This window comes from Stenotrophomonas sp. ZAC14D2_NAIMI4_6, assembly GCF_003086875.1.
In the GTDB taxonomy this organism is placed as follows: domain Bacteria; phylum Pseudomonadota; class Gammaproteobacteria; order Xanthomonadales; family Xanthomonadaceae; genus Stenotrophomonas.
The window spans coordinates 2,920,261-2,937,203 of sequence record NZ_CP025996.1 but is presented as its reverse complement, the minus strand read 5'-3'; the positions used below and the strand labels follow the sequence as shown (position 1 = coordinate 2,937,203).

12 protein-coding genes and 2 tRNA genes are annotated in these 16,943 nt (G+C 64.8%); all 14 read left to right on the top strand.

Annotated elements, in window-relative coordinates; translation table 11 throughout:
• The 14 genes from nuoF to infB all read left to right on the top strand — a co-directional run bounded on the left by nuoF (position 1) and on the right by infB (position 16,888).
• Positions 1 to 1,341 carry an NADH-quinone oxidoreductase subunit NuoF gene (gene nuoF / locus C1933_RS13640; protein WP_108750220.1) on the top strand — a complete coding sequence of 447 codons (1,341 nt, stop codon included), beginning with the start codon at positions 1 to 3 and terminating at the stop codon, positions 1,339 to 1,341.
• Positions 1,338 to 3,572, top strand: a complete 2,235-nt coding sequence (nuoG, locus tag C1933_RS13635; protein WP_108753692.1) for an NADH-quinone oxidoreductase subunit NuoG — start codon at positions 1,338 to 1,340, stop codon at positions 3,570 to 3,572. Before nuoF ends, nuoG begins: the two co-directional genes overlap by 4 nt.
• Complete coding sequence (gene nuoH, locus C1933_RS13630) at positions 3,569 to 4,663, top strand: NADH-quinone oxidoreductase subunit NuoH (protein WP_108753691.1); 1,095 nt, start codon at positions 3,569 to 3,571, stop codon at positions 4,661 to 4,663. The genes nuoG and nuoH overlap by 4 nt, the downstream gene beginning before the upstream one ends.
• 3 nt (positions 4,664 to 4,666) lie before the next feature.
• Entirely contained in the window at positions 4,667 to 5,155 is a 489-nt protein-coding gene (gene nuoI / locus C1933_RS13625; protein ID WP_108750217.1) for an NADH-quinone oxidoreductase subunit NuoI, read from the top strand.
• Positions 5,156 to 5,164: 9 nt separating this feature from the next.
• On the top strand, positions 5,165 to 5,821 hold the full coding sequence (locus tag C1933_RS13620; protein ID WP_108753690.1) for an NADH-quinone oxidoreductase subunit J: 657 nt from the start codon (positions 5,165 to 5,167) through the stop codon (positions 5,819 to 5,821).
• Positions 5,818 to 6,123, top strand: a complete 306-nt coding sequence (gene nuoK, locus C1933_RS13615) for an NADH-quinone oxidoreductase subunit NuoK (RefSeq protein WP_006381125.1) — start codon at positions 5,818 to 5,820, stop codon at positions 6,121 to 6,123. The genes C1933_RS13620 and nuoK overlap by 4 nt, the downstream gene beginning before the upstream one ends.
• Before the next feature lie 7 nt (positions 6,124 to 6,130).
• Positions 6,131 to 8,308 carry an NADH-quinone oxidoreductase subunit L gene (nuoL, locus tag C1933_RS13610; RefSeq protein ID WP_108753689.1) on the top strand — a complete coding sequence of 726 codons (2,178 nt, stop codon included), beginning with the start codon at positions 6,131 to 6,133 and terminating at the stop codon, positions 8,306 to 8,308.
• 23 nt (positions 8,309 to 8,331) lie between these two features.
• Entirely contained in the window at positions 8,332 to 9,840 is a 1,509-nt protein-coding gene (locus C1933_RS13605) for an NADH-quinone oxidoreductase subunit M (RefSeq protein WP_108750214.1), read from the top strand.
• 15 nt (positions 9,841 to 9,855) lie between these two features.
• Positions 9,856 to 11,316, top strand: coding sequence for an NADH-quinone oxidoreductase subunit NuoN (gene nuoN / locus C1933_RS13600; RefSeq protein WP_108753688.1), 1,461 nt, complete (start codon positions 9,856 to 9,858; stop codon positions 11,314 to 11,316).
• A gap of 127 nt (positions 11,317 to 11,443) precedes the next feature.
• A tRNA-Met gene (locus tag C1933_RS13595) sits at positions 11,444 to 11,520 on the top strand.
• An 82-nt stretch (positions 11,521 to 11,602) separates the two neighbouring features.
• A tRNA-Met gene (locus C1933_RS13590) sits at positions 11,603 to 11,679 on the top strand.
• Positions 11,680 to 12,043: 364 nt separating this feature from the next.
• Positions 12,044 to 12,634: a ribosome maturation factor RimP gene (rimP, locus tag C1933_RS13585; RefSeq protein ID WP_108753687.1), complete on the top strand. Its 591-nt coding sequence runs from the start codon at positions 12,044 to 12,046 to the stop codon at positions 12,632 to 12,634.
• 4 nt (positions 12,635 to 12,638) lie between these two features.
• On the top strand, positions 12,639 to 14,150 hold the full coding sequence (nusA, locus tag C1933_RS13580; RefSeq protein ID WP_108750211.1) for a transcription termination factor NusA: 1,512 nt from the start codon (positions 12,639 to 12,641) through the stop codon (positions 14,148 to 14,150).
• Between the two features lie 92 nt (positions 14,151 to 14,242).
• Entirely contained in the window at positions 14,243 to 16,888 is a 2,646-nt protein-coding gene (infB, locus tag C1933_RS13575) for a translation initiation factor IF-2 (RefSeq protein ID WP_108753686.1), read from the top strand.
• Positions 16,889 to 16,943: the final 55 nt, after the last annotated feature.

Genomic DNA, 16,943 nt, shown 5'->3' with positions numbered 1-16,943 from the left:
ATGGCACATCACCACGAATCCAAGGGTCCGGTCGGCCCCGCGCCGCTGCCGCACCAGGTGGTCTACACCACCCTGCATTACGACACCCCGTGGTCGTACGAAAGCTACCTGAAGACCGGTGGCTACGCCGCCCTGCGCAAGATCCTCGAAGAGAAGATCCCGCCGGAGCAGGTCATCGAGATGGTCAAGGCCTCCGGCCTGCGTGGCCGCGGTGGCGCTGGCTTCCCGACCGGCCTGAAGTGGTCCTTCATGCCCAAGGGCAACATGCAGAAGTACATCCTCTGCAATTCGGACGAATCCGAGCCGGGCACCTGCAAGGACCGCGACATCCTGCGCTACAACCCGCATTCGGTGGTGGAAGGCATGGCGATCGCCTGCTACGCCACCGGCTCGACCGTGGGTTACAACTACCTGCGCGGTGAGTTCCACCACGAGCCGTTCGAGCACTTCGAACAGGCCCTGGCCGACGCCTATGCAAATGGCTGGCTGGGCAAGAACGTGATGGGCTCGGGCGTGGACATCGACATCTACGGTGCCCTGGGCGCCGGCGCCTACATCTGCGGCGAAGAAACCGCGCTGATGGAATCGCTGGAAGGCAAGAAGGGCCAGCCGCGCTACAAGCCGCCGTTCCCGGCGAACTTCGGCCTGTACGGCAAGCCGTCCACCATCAACAACACCGAAACCTACGGTTCGGTGCCGGCGATCATCCGCAACGGCCCGGAGTGGTTCAAGGGTCTGAGCCTGACCGGCAACGGCGGCCCGAAGTGCTTCTCGGTGTCCGGTTGCGTGCAGAACGGCGGCAACTTCGAAGTGCCGCTGGGCACCACCTTCGACGACCTGCTGGAAATGGCCGGTGGCCTGCGTCCGGGCCGCACCCTGAAGGGCGCGATTCCGGGCGGCGTGTCCATGCCGGTGCTGACCGCAGCCGAGCTGAAGGGCCTGCCGATGGACTACGACACCATCCGTGCGCTGGGCTCCGGCCTGGGTTCGGGCGCCGTCGTGGTGCTGGATGACAGCGTGTGCTGCGTCAAGTTCGCCTGCCGCATCAGCCAGTTCTTCCACAAGGAATCCTGTGGCCAGTGCACCCCGTGCCGCGAAGGTACCGGCTGGATGCACCGCGTGCTGGAGCGCATCGTCGCCGGCAAGGCCACGATGGAAGACCTGCACCAGCTGAAGGCAGTGGCCGGCCAGATCGAAGGCCACACCATCTGTGCGTTCGGCGAAGCGGCTGCATGGCCCATCCAGGGCTTCCTGCGCCAGTTCTGGGACGAGTTCGAGTACTACATCGTCAACGGTCATTCGATGGTTGACGGCAAGAAGGTGGAGGCAGCCGCTGCATGAGCGCGCAACCCGTAAATCCGAGCGTCCCACCCGATCACGTCACCATCGAGATCGATGGCAAGTCGCTGGTCGTGCCCAAGGGCTCGATGATCATCCAGGCCGCCGACAAGGCCGGCATCTCCATTCCGCGCTTCTGCTACCACGAGAAGCTGCCGATCGCCGCCAACTGCCGCATGTGCCTGGTGGACGTGGAGAAGTCGCCGAAGCCGGCGCCGGCCTGCGCCACCCCGGTGATGGACGGCATGAAGGTCGCCACCCGCAGTGAGAAGGCGCTCAAGTTCCAGCGTTCGGTGATGGAGTTCCTGCTCATCAACCACCCGCTGGACTGCCCGATCTGCGACCAGGGCGGCGAGTGCGAGCTGCAGGACGTTTCGCTGGGCTATGGCCGTTCGGTCAGCCGCTTCAACGAGCGCAAGCGCGTGGTGCCCGACGAGGACATGGGTCCGCTGGTCGCCACCGAAATGACCCGCTGCATCCAGTGCACCCGCTGCGTGCGCTTCACCGCCGACGTGGCAGGCACCTATGAACTGGGTGGCATGTACCGCGGCGAGAACCTGCAGATCGGTACCTACGACGGCAAGCCGCTGACCACCGAACTGTCCGGCAACGTGGTTGACGTCTGCCCGGTCGGCGCGCTGACCAACAAGGTGTTCCAGTTCCGCGCCCGCCCGTGGGAACTGACCGCGCGCGAATCGCTGGGCTACCACGACGCCATGGGCTCGAACCTGTTCCTGCACGTGCGTCGCGGCGAAGTGCTGCGCACCGTGCCGCGCGACAACGAAGCGGTGAACGAGTGCTGGCTGTCCGACCGCGACCGCTATTCGCACCAGGGCCTGTACAGTGAAGACCGTGCGGTCAAGCCGCTGCGCAAGGTCAATGGCGAGTGGAAGGAAGTGAGCTGGGCTGAAGGCCTGGCCGCGGCCGCCGAGATCCTCAAGGCGCACCAGGGTGACCACCTGGGCGTGCTGGTGCATCCGTCCACCTCCAACGAGGAAGGCGCGCTGCTGGCCCGCCTGGCCAAGGGCCTGGGCTCGAACAACATCGACCACCGCATCAACAACCGCGACTTCTCCGACGCCGCCACCGCCGAAGTCTTCGGCCTGCCGCTGGCCGAGATCGAAGGCGCCGACCGTATCGTCGTTCTGGGCAGCAACATCCGCCACGAACTGCCGCTGCTGCACGCCCGCCTGCGCAAGGCGCAGACCACCAAGGGCGCGAAGATCCACGTCATCAACCCGGTTGATTTCGACTTCGCCTTCGGCATCGCCGGCAAGCAGATCGTGGCACCGTCGAAGTTCGTCGAAGCGCTGGCCGACGCCGAGCTGCGTTCGGCAGTGCAGGGCGGTACCAACACCGTGCTGATCGTCGGTGGCATCGCCGAAAACCACCCGCAGGCCGCCGCGATCCGCGCCGCTGCGCGTGAGTTCGCTGCCGCCACCGGTGCCAAGCTGTGCCGCATCCCGCAGGGCGCCAATGCCGTGGGCCTGACCCGCGCCGGCGTGCTGCCGGCCGGCAAGGACGTGGCCGCCATGCTGGCGCAGCCGCGCCAGGCTTACGTGGTGTACGGCCTGGAACCGGGCCTGGACTTCGCCGACGCCCCGGCCGCGCGCAAGGCGCTGGTCGGTGCCAAGGTGGTGGCTTTCAGCCAGTTCGCCTGTGTTTCCACCCGCGACGTTGCCGACGTCATCCTGCCGATCGGCGCGCTGCCGGAAGTCGACGCCACCCTGACCAACCTCGATGGTCGCGAGCAGTCGGCCCGTGCCGGCGGCAAGCTGCCGGGCGAGGCACGTGAAGGCTGGCGCGTGCTGCGTGCGCTGGGCGGTGACATGGCCCTGGCCGGTTTCGACTTCACCGACCTGGCCGGCCTGCGCGCCAGCCTGGCCCCGGTGTCGGTCGCCGTGGCCGCTTCGGCCCAGCCGGCCGTTGCCGGCGAAGGTCTGGAAGTGGCTTCGACCGCTGCGATCTACCGCACCGATGCGGTGGTCCGCCGCGCGCCGGCGTTGCAGTCGCACCCGCTGAACAACGCCCCGCGCATCGTGCTGAACGCTGACGATGCCGCGCGCCTGCAGCTGCAGGAAGGGCAGATGGCCAAGGTCGGCACCGATGCCGGCAAGGCCACCCTGCCGGTGGTGGTCGACGCCCGCGTCGCTGCGGGTTCGGTCTGGATTGAATCGGGCCACGGCGCGACCGCGCCGCTGGGTGCCGCTCGCGTATCGGTGGTGGCTGCATGAACGAATTGCTGTTGAACGCGGTCGACCCGCTGCACCAGTGGCTGCTTGCCCTGGGTGACATCGGCGCGCTGATCTGGATCATCCTGAAGATCCTGGTGATCGCCGTGCCGGTGATCGTCTCGGTGGCCTTCTACGTGGTCTGGGAACGCAAGCTGATCGGCTGGATGCACGTCCGCCACGGCCCGATGTACGTGGGCATGGGCATCTTCCAGGCCTTCGCCGACGTCTTCAAACTGCTGTTCAAGGAAGTGCTGCAGCCGAGCAGCGCCAACAAGGCGATCTTCCTGCTGGCGCCGCTGATCACCCTGGCCCCGGCCTTCGCGGCCTGGTCGGTGGTGCCCTTCGATTCGCAGATCGTGCTGTCCAACGCCAATGCCGGCCTGCTGTACCTGCTGGCGATGACCTCGCTGGGCATCTACGGCATCATCCTGGCCGGTTGGGCATCCAACTCGAAGTACGCGTTCCTGGGTGCGATGCGCGCCTCGGCACAGATGATCAGCTACGAAATCGCCATGGGCTTCGCCCTGGTCGGCGTGATGATCGCCGCTGGCAGCCTGAACCTGAGCAACATCGTGATGGCGCAGGCCGGCAGCTCCGGCTTCTTCGACTGGTTCCTGCTGCCGCTGTTCCCGCTGTTCGTCATCTACTGGGTGTCGGGCGTGGCTGAAACCAACCGCGCGCCGTTCGACGTGGTGGAAGGCGAATCGGAAATCGTGGCCGGCCACATGGTCGAATACTCCGGCGGCGCCTTCGCGCTGTTCTTCCTGGCCGAATACGCGAACATGATCCTGATCAGCTTCCTGATCTCGATCTTCTTCCTCGGCGGCTGGCTGAGCCCGATCCAGGGCTGGGTCGACCTGGGCAACATCTCGCCGCTGGTCGACTGGATCTGGAAGGGCGGTGCACCGTGGCTGTTCGTCAAGGTGTTCTTCTTCGCCAGTGCCTACATCTGGTTCCGTGCCAGCTTCCCGCGCTTCCGCTATGACCAGATCATGCGCCTGGGCTGGAAGGTCTTCATTCCGCTGGCCATTCTGTGGATCGCGGTTACCGCCGTCATGGTGTTCTTCGGCGTGATTCAAAAGGGCGTCTAAGTGATGAACAGGATTACCCATTACTTCAAGAGCCTGCTGCTGCTCGAACTGCTGGCCGGTCTTTGGCTGACGCTGAAGTACAGCTTCAAGCCGAAGTACACGATGATGTACCCGATGGAGAAGTTCCCGCAGTCGCCGCGCTTCCGCGGCCTGCACGCGCTGCGCCGTTACCCCAACGGCGAAGAGCGCTGCATCGCCTGCAAGCTGTGTGAGGCGGTCTGCCCGGCGCTGGCCATCACCATCGACTCGGCCAAGCGCGAAGACGGCACCCGCCGTACCACCCGCTACGACATCGATCTGTTCAAGTGCATCTTCTGCGGCTTCTGCGAAGAAAGCTGCCCGGTGGACTCGATCGTCGAAACCCACATCCTCGAGTACCACTTCGAGAAGCGTGGCGAAAACATCGTTACCAAGCCGCAGCTGCTGGCCCTGGGCGACCGTCTCGAAACCGAGATCGCCGAGCGTCGTGCCGCCGATGCCGCTTACCGCTGAGGTCGAGAGATGGATTGGGTAAATATCGCTTTCTGGGTGTTCGCCATCGCGGCAACGGTTTCGGCCGGTGCGGTGATCAGCGTGCGCAACCCGGTTCACGCCGTGCTCTGCCTGGTGTTGACCTTCTTCTCCATTGCCTGCGTGTGGCTGCTGGTGGGCGCCGAATTCCTCGGCGTGGCGCTGGTGCTGGTCTACGTGGGTGCGGTGATGGTGCTGTTCCTGTTCGTGGTGATGATGCTGGACATCGACCCCACGAAGATGCGCGAAGGCTGGGTGCGTTACCTGCCGGTGGGCCTGGTGGTTGCCGTGGCCATGCTGGTGCAGATGCTCATCCTGATCGGCGTGAAGGGCAGGGCGGTCAACGCCTTCCCGGCCGACAACGCTGCCGCGCTGGCGGCTGACAGCTCCAACATCACCTGGCTGGCACGCACGCTGTTCACCGAATACCTGCTGCCGTTCGAGTTCGCCGCCGTCATCCTGACCGTGGCCGTGGTGGCCGCCGTCATGCTGACTCTGCGCCGCCGTACCGGCGTGAAGAGCCAGAACCCGGGCGACCAGACCATGGTCAAGGCCGGCAACCGCCTGCGCATGGTCAAGATGGGCGCAGAACAGCCGGTCGTGCACAGCAACAGCAAGCCGGCCGCCGGCGAGGAGACCCAGCCGTGATTACCCTTGGCCACATGCTTGCGCTGGGCGCGGTGCTGTTCGCCATCAGCCTGGCCGGCATCTTCCTGAACCGGAAGAACGTCATCGTGCTGCTGATGTCGATCGAACTGATGCTGCTGTCGGTGAACGTGAACTTCGTTGCGTTCTCCCGCCAGCTGGGTGATCCGTCCGGCCAGCTGTTCGTGTTCTTCATCCTGACCGTCGCCGCTGCCGAGGCCGCCATCGGCCTGGCGATCCTGGTGACCCTGTTCCGTACCCGCCGCACGATCAATGTCGGCGAAGTCGATTCGTTGAAGGGCTGATCCACAGATGGAAATCACTCTCTCCAAGAGTCTGTTGATCGCAGTGGTGCTTGCACCGCTGTTCGGCAGCATCATCGCCGGCCTGTTCGGTCGCCAGGTCAAGCGCTTCGGCGCGCAGACCGTCACCATCCTCGGCGTGGCCATCAGCTGCGCCCTGTCGATGTACACGCTGTACCAGCTGCTGTGGGGCGGCGCGCAGCCGTTCAACCAGAACCTGTACACCTTCTTCGAAGTCGGCCAGTACTCGGCCCACGTCGGTTTCATGGTCGACAAGCTCACCGCCATGATGATGGTGGTGGTCACCTTCGTGTCGCTGCTGGTGCACATCTACACCATTGGCTACATGGAAGAAGACCCGGGCTACCAGCGCTTCTTCAGCTACATCTCGCTGTTCACCTTCTCGATGCTCACCCTGGTGATGAGCAACAACTTCCTGCAGCTGTTCTTCGGCTGGGAAGCGGTGGGCCTGGTGTCGTACCTGCTGATCGGTTTCTGGTTCAAGCGCCCGACCGCGATCTTCGCCAACATGAAGGCGTTCCTGGTCAACCGCGTCGGTGACTTCGGCTTCCTGCTGGGTATCGCCGGCGTGCTGTGGGTGTTCGGCACCCTGGATTATTCGCAGGTGTTCTCGCAGGCCGGCGTGCTGGCCAGCCCTGAAGCCAAGATGCAGATCTGGGACGGCACCCTGTTCGGCATGCAGCTGCTGAGCGCGCCGGTGGTCTGGTCGATCGCCACCGTCATCTGCATCAGCCTGTTCATCGGTGCCATGGGCAAGTCGGCCCAGGTTCCGCTGCACGTGTGGCTGCCCGATTCGATGGAAGGCCCGACCCCGATCTCGGCACTGATCCACGCCGCGACCATGGTCACCGCGGGTATCTTCATGGTCACCCGCATGTCGCCGCTGTTCGAGCTGTCGCAGACCGCGCTGAACTTCATCCTGTTCATCGGTGCCACCACGGCCTTCTTCACCGGCCTGATCGGTATCGTGCAGAACGACATCAAGCGCGTGGTCGCGTACTCGACCCTGTCGCAGCTGGGCTACATGACCGTGGCACTGGGCGTGTCGGCCTACTCGGCCGCCGTGTTCCACCTGATGACCCACGCCTTCTTCAAGGCGCTGCTGTTCCTGGGTGCCGGTTCGGTCATCATCGCCATGCACCACGAGCAGGACATGCGCAAGATGGGCGGCCTGCGCAAGTACATGCCGATCACCTTCATCACCATGTGGATCGGTACGCTGGCCCTGGTCGGTACGCCGTTCTTCTCCGGCTTCTACTCGAAGGACACCATCATCGAGGCGGCCGAGATCCACGCCCACATGCAGCACACCTGGGTGGCCACCTACGGCTACTGGGCGGTGCTGGGTGGCGTGCTGGTCACCAGCTTCTACAGCTTCCGCCTGCTGTTCCTGACCTTCCACGGTCCGGAGCGCTTCCGTGACGCGCACCACGACGACCATGGCCACGGCCATGACGATCACCACGCGGCCGATGCCCATCATGCTGATGCGCACCACGGCGATGCCCATGACGACCACGGCCATGGCCACGGTCCGCATGAGCCGCACGAAACCCCGTGGGTGGTGACCCTGCCGCTGATCCTGCTGGCCATTCCGTCCATCGCCATCGGTTTCTTCAGCATCGGTCCGATGCTGCATGGCACCGACTGGGCCGGCCACCACGCGCACGCGGCCATCAAGGGCCAGGTCAACACGTTCTTCACCGGCATCGTCGATTTCTACGATCCGGCCAAGAACACCGTGGCCTTCCTGGGTGAAGAGTTCCACGGTCCGGTCAAGTTCGCGCTGCACGGCATGATGCTGCCGCCGTTCTGGCTGACCCTGGCGGGCTTCCTGCTGGCCGCGCTGTTCTACCTGTGGAAGCCGGACCTGTCGGGCAAGGCACGCAAGACCTTCGCCCCGCTGGTGTCGGTGCTGGAAAACAAGTACGGCTTCGACAAGCTGTGGATCGATGGCTTTGCCGGCGGCAGCGTCAAGCTCGGCAAGGTGTCGCGCTGGATCGACAGCAACATCGTCGATGGCGTGGTCAATCTCTCGGCACGTGTTGTGGACGTTGCAGCCGGCGTGCTGCGTCGTACCCAATCCGGTTTCCTCTATCACTACGCCTTCGCGATGATCATCGGCCTGATTGCCCTGCTGGGCGTGCTGATGCATTACCTGCGTTGATGACCTGTACGGAATAAGAAGACGTGTCGAACTGGCCCCTACTCAGTGTCCTCATCTGGCTGCCGATCATCGGCGGTGCCCTGATTCTTGCGATCCGTGATGCGCAGACCGCCCGCTGGGCGTCGCTGGGCGTCGCGCTGCTGACCTTCGCGGCAAGCCTGCCGCTGCTGGCCGGCTACGATCCGGGCATCGATGCCCTGCAGTTCGTCGAGACCCACGCGTGGATCCCGGCGTACAACATCGGCTACAACCTGGGCGTGGACGGCATTGCCGTGGCGCTGATCCTGCTGACCACCCTGGTCAGCGTGCTCGCGCTGATCGGTGCCTGGAGCGCGATCAACAAGCGCGTGAACCAGTACGTGGCGGCCTTCCTGATCCTGGAAGGCGTCACCGTCGGCATCTTCGCTGCCACCGACGCGATGCTGTTCTACGTGTTCTTCGAAGCAATGCTGATCCCGATGTTCCTGATCATCGGTGTCTGGGGCGGCCCGCGCCGCATCTACGCAGCGCTGAAGTTCTTCCTGTACACCTTCCTCGGCTCGGTGCTGATGCTGGTGGCGCTGATCTACCTGTACATGAAGGGCGGCAGCTTCCAGCTGGCCGACCTGTACGCGCTGCAGCTGTCGGCCACCGAGCAGACGTGGATCTTCTTCGCCTTCCTGATCGCCTTCGCGGTGAAGGTGCCGATGTTCCCGGTGCACACCTGGCTGCCGGACGCGCACGTGGAAGCGCCGACCGCCGGTTCGGTCATCCTGGCCGCCATCGCCCTGAAGATCGGTGGCTACGGCTTCCTGCGCTTCAACCTGCCGATCGTGCCGGACGCGTCCAACGAGTGGGCCTGGCTGGTCATCGCCCTGTCCCTGATCGCGGTGATCTACGTCGGCCTGGTTGCCCTGGTGCAGGACGACATGAAGAAGCTGATCGCCTATTCGTCGATCGCGCACATGGGCTTTGTCACCCTGGGCACCTTCATTGCCCTGTGGCTGGTGCGTGAGGCCGGCAACGCCGACGCCGCCCGCCTGGGCCTGCAGGGTGCGATGGTGCAGATGATCTCGCACGGCTTCGTGTCCGGTGCGATGTTCTCCTGCGTGGGCGTGCTGTACGACCGCATGCACAGCCGCCGCATCGCCGATTACGGCGGCGTGGTGAATGTCATGCCCTGGTTCGCCACCTTCGCCATGCTGTTCTTCATGGCCAATGCCGGCCTGCCGGGCACCAGCGGTTTCGTCGGTGAATTCATGGTCATCCTGTCGGCGTTCCAGCGGAACCCGTGGATTGCCCTGGGCGCGGCCACCACCCTGATCATCGGTGCGGCTTACACCCTGTGGCTGTACAAGCGCATTTTCTTCGGTGAAGTGGCCAACAGCCACGTGGCCGAACTGAAGGACATCAACGGCCGCGAATGGCTGGTGCTGGGCGTGTTCGCCGTCGGCGTGCTGGCTCTGGGCATCTACCCCAAGCCGCTGACCGACCTGATGGAGCCCTCGATCGCCAAGCTGGCCATGCAGATCGCATCCAGCAAGCTGCTGTAATTCCAGGATTTGATGATGACCACCTCGCCGCTGCTGCCATTGACCGCCGCTGACCTGCCACCGCTCGCCCCCGAGCTGGTGCTGATCGGCAGCGCTTTCGCCCTGATGATCCTCGACCTGTTCGTCAGCAACCGGAACAAGATCGTCACCCATCTGTTCTCGCTCGCGGCGCTGGCCGTGGTGCTGTTCATGCTGGCTACCGGCGTGGGCGGGCAGGGCGAGGTCTTCCACGGCATGTTCGTGCGCGACACGGCCGCCGACGTCATGAAGACCGGCATCGTGCTGCTCAGCGGCCTGACCCTGGTGTACGGCTGGCGCTACCTGCGTGACCGCAACCTGTTCCAGGGCGAAATTCCGGTGCTGATCCTGTTCGGCACCGCCGGCATGATGATCCTGGTTTCGGCCGGCAGCCTGCTGATGGTCTACCTGGGCCTGGAACTGCTGGCCCTGTGCTCCTACGCTCTGGTGGCCAGCAACCGCGACAACGGCCTGGCCTCGGAAGCGGCGATGAAGTACATCGTGCTCGGTTCGCTGGCCTCGGGCCTGCTGCTGTACGGCATGTCGCTGATCTACGGCGCCACCGGCAGCCTGCATCTGGACGTCATCCGTGATGCCATCCCGCACTCGGAAGAGCGCGTGCTGCTGATCACCGGTGCGGTGTTCATGATCGCTGGCGTCGCCTTCAAGCTCGGTGCCGCGCCGTTCCACATGTGGCTGCCCGACGTGTACCAGGGTGCCCCGGCACCGATCGCGCTGTTCATCAGCTCGGCGCCGAAGCTGGCCGCGTTCGGCATGGCCTACCGCCTGCTGGAAATGGGCGTGGGCCCGCTGTCCACCGAGCTGCAGCTGCTGATCGGCGGCCTGGCCGCGGTGTCGCTGGTGCTGGGCAACCTGATGGCCATCGCGCAGAGCAACCTGAAGCGCATGCTGGCGTTCTCCACGGTCTCGCACATCGGCTTCCTGCTGATGGGTATCGCCGGTGGCGGCGCGCAGGGCTATGCCGCCGCGCTGTTCTACGCACTGGCGTACGCCATCATGTCCACCGCCGCCTTCGGTGCGATCATCGCCCTGTCGCGTGCGGGCTTTGAAGCCGAGAACATCGAAGACTTCAAGGGCCTGAACGCCCGCAACCCGTGGATGGCCGGCCTGGTGCTGTGCATCATGGCGTCGCTGGCCGGCATTCCGCCGTTCCTGGGCTTCTGGACCAAGCTGGCCGTGCTGGGCGCTGCCGTCAACGGCGGCCTGCTGTGGCTGGCCATCCTGGGCGTGCTGTGCGCCGTGGTGGGCTGCTTCTACTACCTGCGTGTCATCAAGGTCATGTACTTCGATGAGCCGGTGGGCGAGGCCATGCCGCGCAGCAACGACCGCGTGCTGGGCGTGGTGCTGGGCGTGAACGCGCTGGCACTGCTGGCCCTGGGCCTGTCCTGGAACCCGATCATGCTGTGGTGCCAGAAGGCTTTTGCGCATCTTGCATAAAAGTTGACACAAAGCTGCGCGATTCGTGTAATATGCGCAGCCTGAGTTGTCACTGCAGCGGTTCAGCCAGAACATCGTTGCGGTAGCCCTCCTCGAAAGAGCAGGGCAGCAGTTCAAACACTTCCGGTGCGGGGTGGAGCAGTCTGGCAGCTCGTCGGGCTCATAACCCGAAGGTCGCAGGTTCAAATCCTGCCCCCGCTACCAACTTCATATCGGCGCCAACCGGTTTGATGAATGAGGGAAGGCTTGCATGTTTTGAAGCCATCGCTCATAATTCCGCTTCTGATGCGGGGTGGAGCAGTCTGGCAGCTCGTCGGGCTCATAACCCGAAGGTCGCAGGTTCAAATCCTGCCCCCGCTACCAAGTAAAGAGAGCGCCTTCGAAGTCCTGCTTCGAGGGCGTTTTTCTTTGGGGGCCGCGTACTTGTAGCGTCGAGCCATGCTCGACTGCCGGTGCGGAAAAGGGATCTGACCCCTGGCCCGTACCTTGCACCAGCGCGGTGCAACCGCTATCATCAGCGGCCTAGCACTACCCCTGAAGGCGGTCTCCCATCGGGAGTCCGGACCCGGAAGGAGGGCCGCAGCGCGCTGACACACGGCGCTGCAACCGGAATCCAGTCACCGGAGTCTTTCCGGAAAAGGGGCCCTGCGGGCCCTTTGTCGTTTCCGGGGCGTCATGTTTCCCCGCCGGCCGTGGCCGGCACCCAACCAAGAGATCAAGGCAGGCTGTGAGCGACAAGGCAACCGACATCGCGAATCTGCTCGCCCCGACCGTTGTGTCGCTGGGCCTGGAGCTGCTGGGCGTTGAATATCTGCCGGCCCCCGGCGGTGCAACCCTGCGTCTTTACATCGACGTGCCGCTGGCTGAGCAGCCCGAGCGCATCATCAACGTGGACGACTGCGAGCGGGTCAGCCGCGAAGTGTCCGCACAGATGGACGTGGAAGACCCGATCAGCGGCAACTACACGCTGGAAGTGTCTTCGCCGGGCGTCGATCGCCCGCTGTTCAACCTGGAACAGTTCGGCCGTCACCTGGGCGAAATGGCCAAGGTCGTGCTGAAGCTGCCGCAGGACAACCGTCGTCGCCTGCAGGGCCGCATCGAGGCGACCGACGAGGCCGCAGACACCATCACCTTCATCGTCGACAAGACGGAAGTGGTGGTCTCGGCAGACAACATCGACAAGGCCCGGATCATGCCGGACTGGGTTGCCCTGGGCCTGGCCCCGAGCAAGCCGACCGGCCCGGCGCCGAAGCGTCCGAAGACGGACAAGAATTCTTCTTCCAACGAGCCGGCGGCAAAGAAGCCGCGCGCGGAGTGAGCCAATGAGCAAGGAACTGTTGCTGGTAGTGGACGCGGTCGCCAACGAAAAGGGCGTGCCGCGTGAAGTGATCTTCGATGCCATCGAGGCCGCCCTGGCCTCGGCAGCGAAGAAGCGCTATCCCGACGAGGAAGTGCTGACCCGCGTGGTCATCGACCACAAGGATGGCAGCTACGAAACCTACCGCCGCTGGGAAGTGGTGGCCGATGACGTGGTCATGGAGTCGCCGGACCGGCAGATCCGCCTGATGGACGCCGTCGACGAAGCCGAAGGCGTGGACGTCGGCGACTACATCGAAGAGCAGATCGAAAACCCCGATTTCGGCCGCATCGCCGCCCAGGCCGCCAAGCAGGTGATCGTGCAGCGCGTGCGCGAAGCCGAGCGCCAGCAGGTGGTCGATGCGTGGAAGGACCGCGTGGGTGAGCTGATCACCGGTGTGGTCAAGCGCGCCGAGCGCGGCAACATCTACGTGGACCTGGGCGGTAACGCCGAAGGCTTCATTCCGAAGGACAAGGGCATTCCGCGCGACGTGCTGCGCGCCGGCGACCGCGTGCGCGGTTACCTGGCCGAAGTGCGTTCGGAACCCCGTGGCCCGCAGCTGTTCATCAGCCGCGCCGCTCCGGAATTCATGATCGAGCTGTTCAAGCTGGAAGTGCCGGAAGTCGGCCAGGGCCTGGTGGAAATCAAGGCCTGTGCCCGCGATCCGGGCGACCGCGCCAAGATCGCCGTGCTGGCCCACGATACCCGTACCGATCCGATCGGTGCCTGCATCGGCATGCGCGGTTCGCGCGTGCAGGCCGTGTCCAACGAGCTCAATGGCGAGCGCGTGGACATCGTGCTGTGGAACGAAAGCCCGGCCAACTTCGTCATCAACGCCATGGCGCCTGCCGAAGTGCAGTCGATCATCGTCGATGAAGACAAGCACTCGATGGACCTGGCCGTGGCCGAGGACCGTCTGGCCCAGGCCATCGGCAAGGGTGGCCAGAACGTGCGCCTGGCCAGCCGCCTGACCGGTTGGCAGCTGAACGTGATGACCCAGGACCAGGTCACCGCCAAGTCGGAAGCCGAGCAGGCTTCGGCCCGCCAGCTGTTCATGGACAAGCTGGAAGTGGACGAGGAAATCGCCGGCATCCTGGTGACCGAAGGCTTCGGCACGGTCGAAGAAATTGCATATGTCCCGGTCGGCGAACTGCTGGCCGTGGAAGGTTTCGACGAAGACATCGTCGAAGAGCTGCGCGCTCGTGCCCGCGATGCGCTGCTCAATGAGGCCCTGGCAGTCGAAGAAGGCCTTGAAGACGGCCAGCCGGCGCAGGACCTGCTGTCCCTGAAGGGCATGGACGAAGCCACCGCGTATGCGCTGGCCGGCCACGGCGTGCGTACCAGCGAGGAGCTTTCCGACCTGGCCGCCGACGAGGTCATGGACTTCGGCATTGAAGGGCTGGACCAGGAGCGCGCCGCGGCGCTGATCCTGGCCGCGCGTGCCGAGGAGATCGCCCGACTGGAACGCGGCGAATGAGCCGGCAATGAACAGGGCCCTGAGCCGATCAGGGCGTAGAATCCGCGCCACCTCCATCTGCGGGGGGGCGCCCACAAGATCATAGGATCCGAATGTCGCAGCAAACCACCATCCGCAAGCTTGCCGAACTGGTCAACACACCGGTCGAGAAACTGCTGGAACAGCTGGCCGGTGCCGGCATGAAGTTCAGCGGTCCCGACCAGGTCGTGACCAGCACCGAGAAGGTGAAGCTCCTGGGCTTCCTTCGTCGTTCGCACGGCAAGCCCGAGCAGGCCCCGGAAGAGACCGATCAGTCTGCAAAGAAGATCACCCTCAACCGCCGGAAACAGCAGGAAGTGACGGTCAATTCCGGTCGCAGCAAGACGACCGTGAATGTCGAGGTGCGCCAGAAGCGTACCTACGTCAAGGATGGTGCTCGCCCGATGACACCGGACGAAGAGCGCGCCGACATCCTGCGCAAGCTGGAAGAGTCGCGCGCCCGCAACCTTGCCGAACAGCAGGCCCTGGCCGAGAAGGATCGTCTGCGCGACGAAGCCATCGTCCGTGCCCGTGAGGAAGAGATTGCGGCCAAGGAACGCGCAGAGGCCGAAAAGAAGGCTGCCGAAGAAGCCGCGGCTGCCGCCAAGGCTGCCGAGGCGGCTGCCGCCACCAAGCCCAAGCGCGCACCGATCGATGAAACCGCGCCGCGTCCGCCGCGCACGCCGGCCGCCGCTCCGGCTGCGCCGCGCAGTGCGCCGCCGCCGCCGCGCAGCGACGACCGCAACAACCGCAGCGCGCCGCGCAACGAGCGTGGCCCGGGCGATCGCTTTGCCGGCCAGATGCATCTGTCGGCGGCCGACCGTGCGCGTCGTGGCAACAGCAACAACAGCAACAACCGTGGTCGTCCGGGTGGTCGCAACCAGAGCGGCGGCCGTCGTGACATGTCGCGTGGCGGCAACAACGCCGGTCCGCACGCCTTCGAGCGTCCGACCGCACCGGTCGTGCGTGAAGTGGCGATCGGCGAGACCATCACCGTGGCCGACCTGGCGCAGAAGCTCGCGCTGAAGGGCGGCGAGGTGGTGAAGGCGCTGTTCAAGATGGGCGTGATGGCCACCATCACCCAGTCCATCGACCACGATACCGCTGCGCTGGTGACCGAAGAACTCGGCCACAAGGCGATCCGTGCCAATGACAACGACGCCGAAGACGCACTGCTGGCCTCGACCGGTGAAAACCAGGGCGAAGCCGTGCAGCGTCCGCCGGTGGTCACCATCATGGGCCACGTCGACCACGGCAAGACCTCGCTGCTGGATTACATCCGTCGTACCAAGGTTGCCCACGGCGAAGCCGGCGGCATCACCCAGCACATCGGTGCGTACCACGTTGATACGCCCAAGGGCGTCATCAGCTTCCTGGATACCCCGGGCCACGCCGCGTTCACCTCGATGCGTGCCCGCGGTGCCAAGCTGACCGACATCGTGGTGCTGGTGGTGGCGGCCGACGACGGCGTCATGCCGCAGACCAAGGAAGCGATCCAGCACGCCCGCTCGGCCGGTGTGCCGCTGATCGTGGCGATCAACAAGATCGACAAGTCCGGCGCCGACCCGATGCGTGTCAAGAACGAGCTGCTGTCCGAGCAGGTCGTGGCCGAAGAGTTCGGCGGTGACATCCAGATGGTGGAGATCTCGGCCAAGACCGGCCTGGGCATCGATGACCTGCTGGACGCCGTGTCGGTGCAGGCCGAACTGCTGGAACTGAAGGCTGTCGACGAAGGCCGCGCCTCGGGCGTGGTGATCGAATCGTCGCTGGACAAGGGCCGTGGCCCGGTCGCTACCGTGCTGGTGCAGCAGGGCCGCCTGAAGAAGGGCGACTACCTGGTGTGCGGCATCCAGTACGGCCGCGTGCGTGCGCTGTTCGACGAAACCGGCAAGCAGCCGGAATTCGCCGGGCCGTCCATCCCGGTGCAGGTCCTGGGCCTGTCCGGCGTGCCGGAAGCCGGTGATGACTTCGTGGTGGTCGAGGACGAGCGCCTGGCCAAGGACGTTGCCCAGCAGCGTGAGACCAAGCGCCGTGAATCGCGCCTGGTGGCCACCGCTGGCAGCCGCATGGAAGACATCATGGCGACCCTGGGCAAGGGCGAGGGCCAGCAGGTCCTCAACCTGGTCATCAAGGCCGACGTGCAGGGTTCGGTGCAGGCGCTGAGCCAGGCACTGGTCGCGCTGTCCAACGAAGACATCCGCATCAACGTGATCCACTCCGGCGTGGGCGGCATCACCGAATCGGACGCCAACTCGGCGGCTGCTTCGAAGGCCACCGTCATCGGCTTCAACGTGCGTGCGGATGCTTCGGCCCGTCGCATCATCGAATCCAACGGCGTGGACCTGCGTTACTTCTCGATCATCTATGACGTGATCGACCAGGTGAAGCAGGTGGCCTCCGGTCTGCTGGGCGTGGAAATCCGCGAAGAGATCATCGGTATCGCCGAAGTCCGCGACGTGTTCCGCAGCTCCAAGCTGGGCGCCGTTGCCGGCTCGATGGTCATCGAGGGCGTGGTCAAGCGCAACAAGCCGATCCGCGTGCTGCGCGACAGCGTGGTCATCTTCGAAGGCGAGCTGGAATCGCTGCGCCGCTTCAAGGAAAACGTCGAGGAAGTCCGCAACGGTACCGAATGCGGTATCGCGGTGAAGGCCTACAACGACGTGAAGCCGGGTGACCAGATCGAGTGCTTCGAGCGTATCGAAGTGCCGCGCACCCTGTAATGCTGCAAGGGGCCGGTCCTCACGGACCGGTCCGCCACCCCGGTAAGGCCCCACC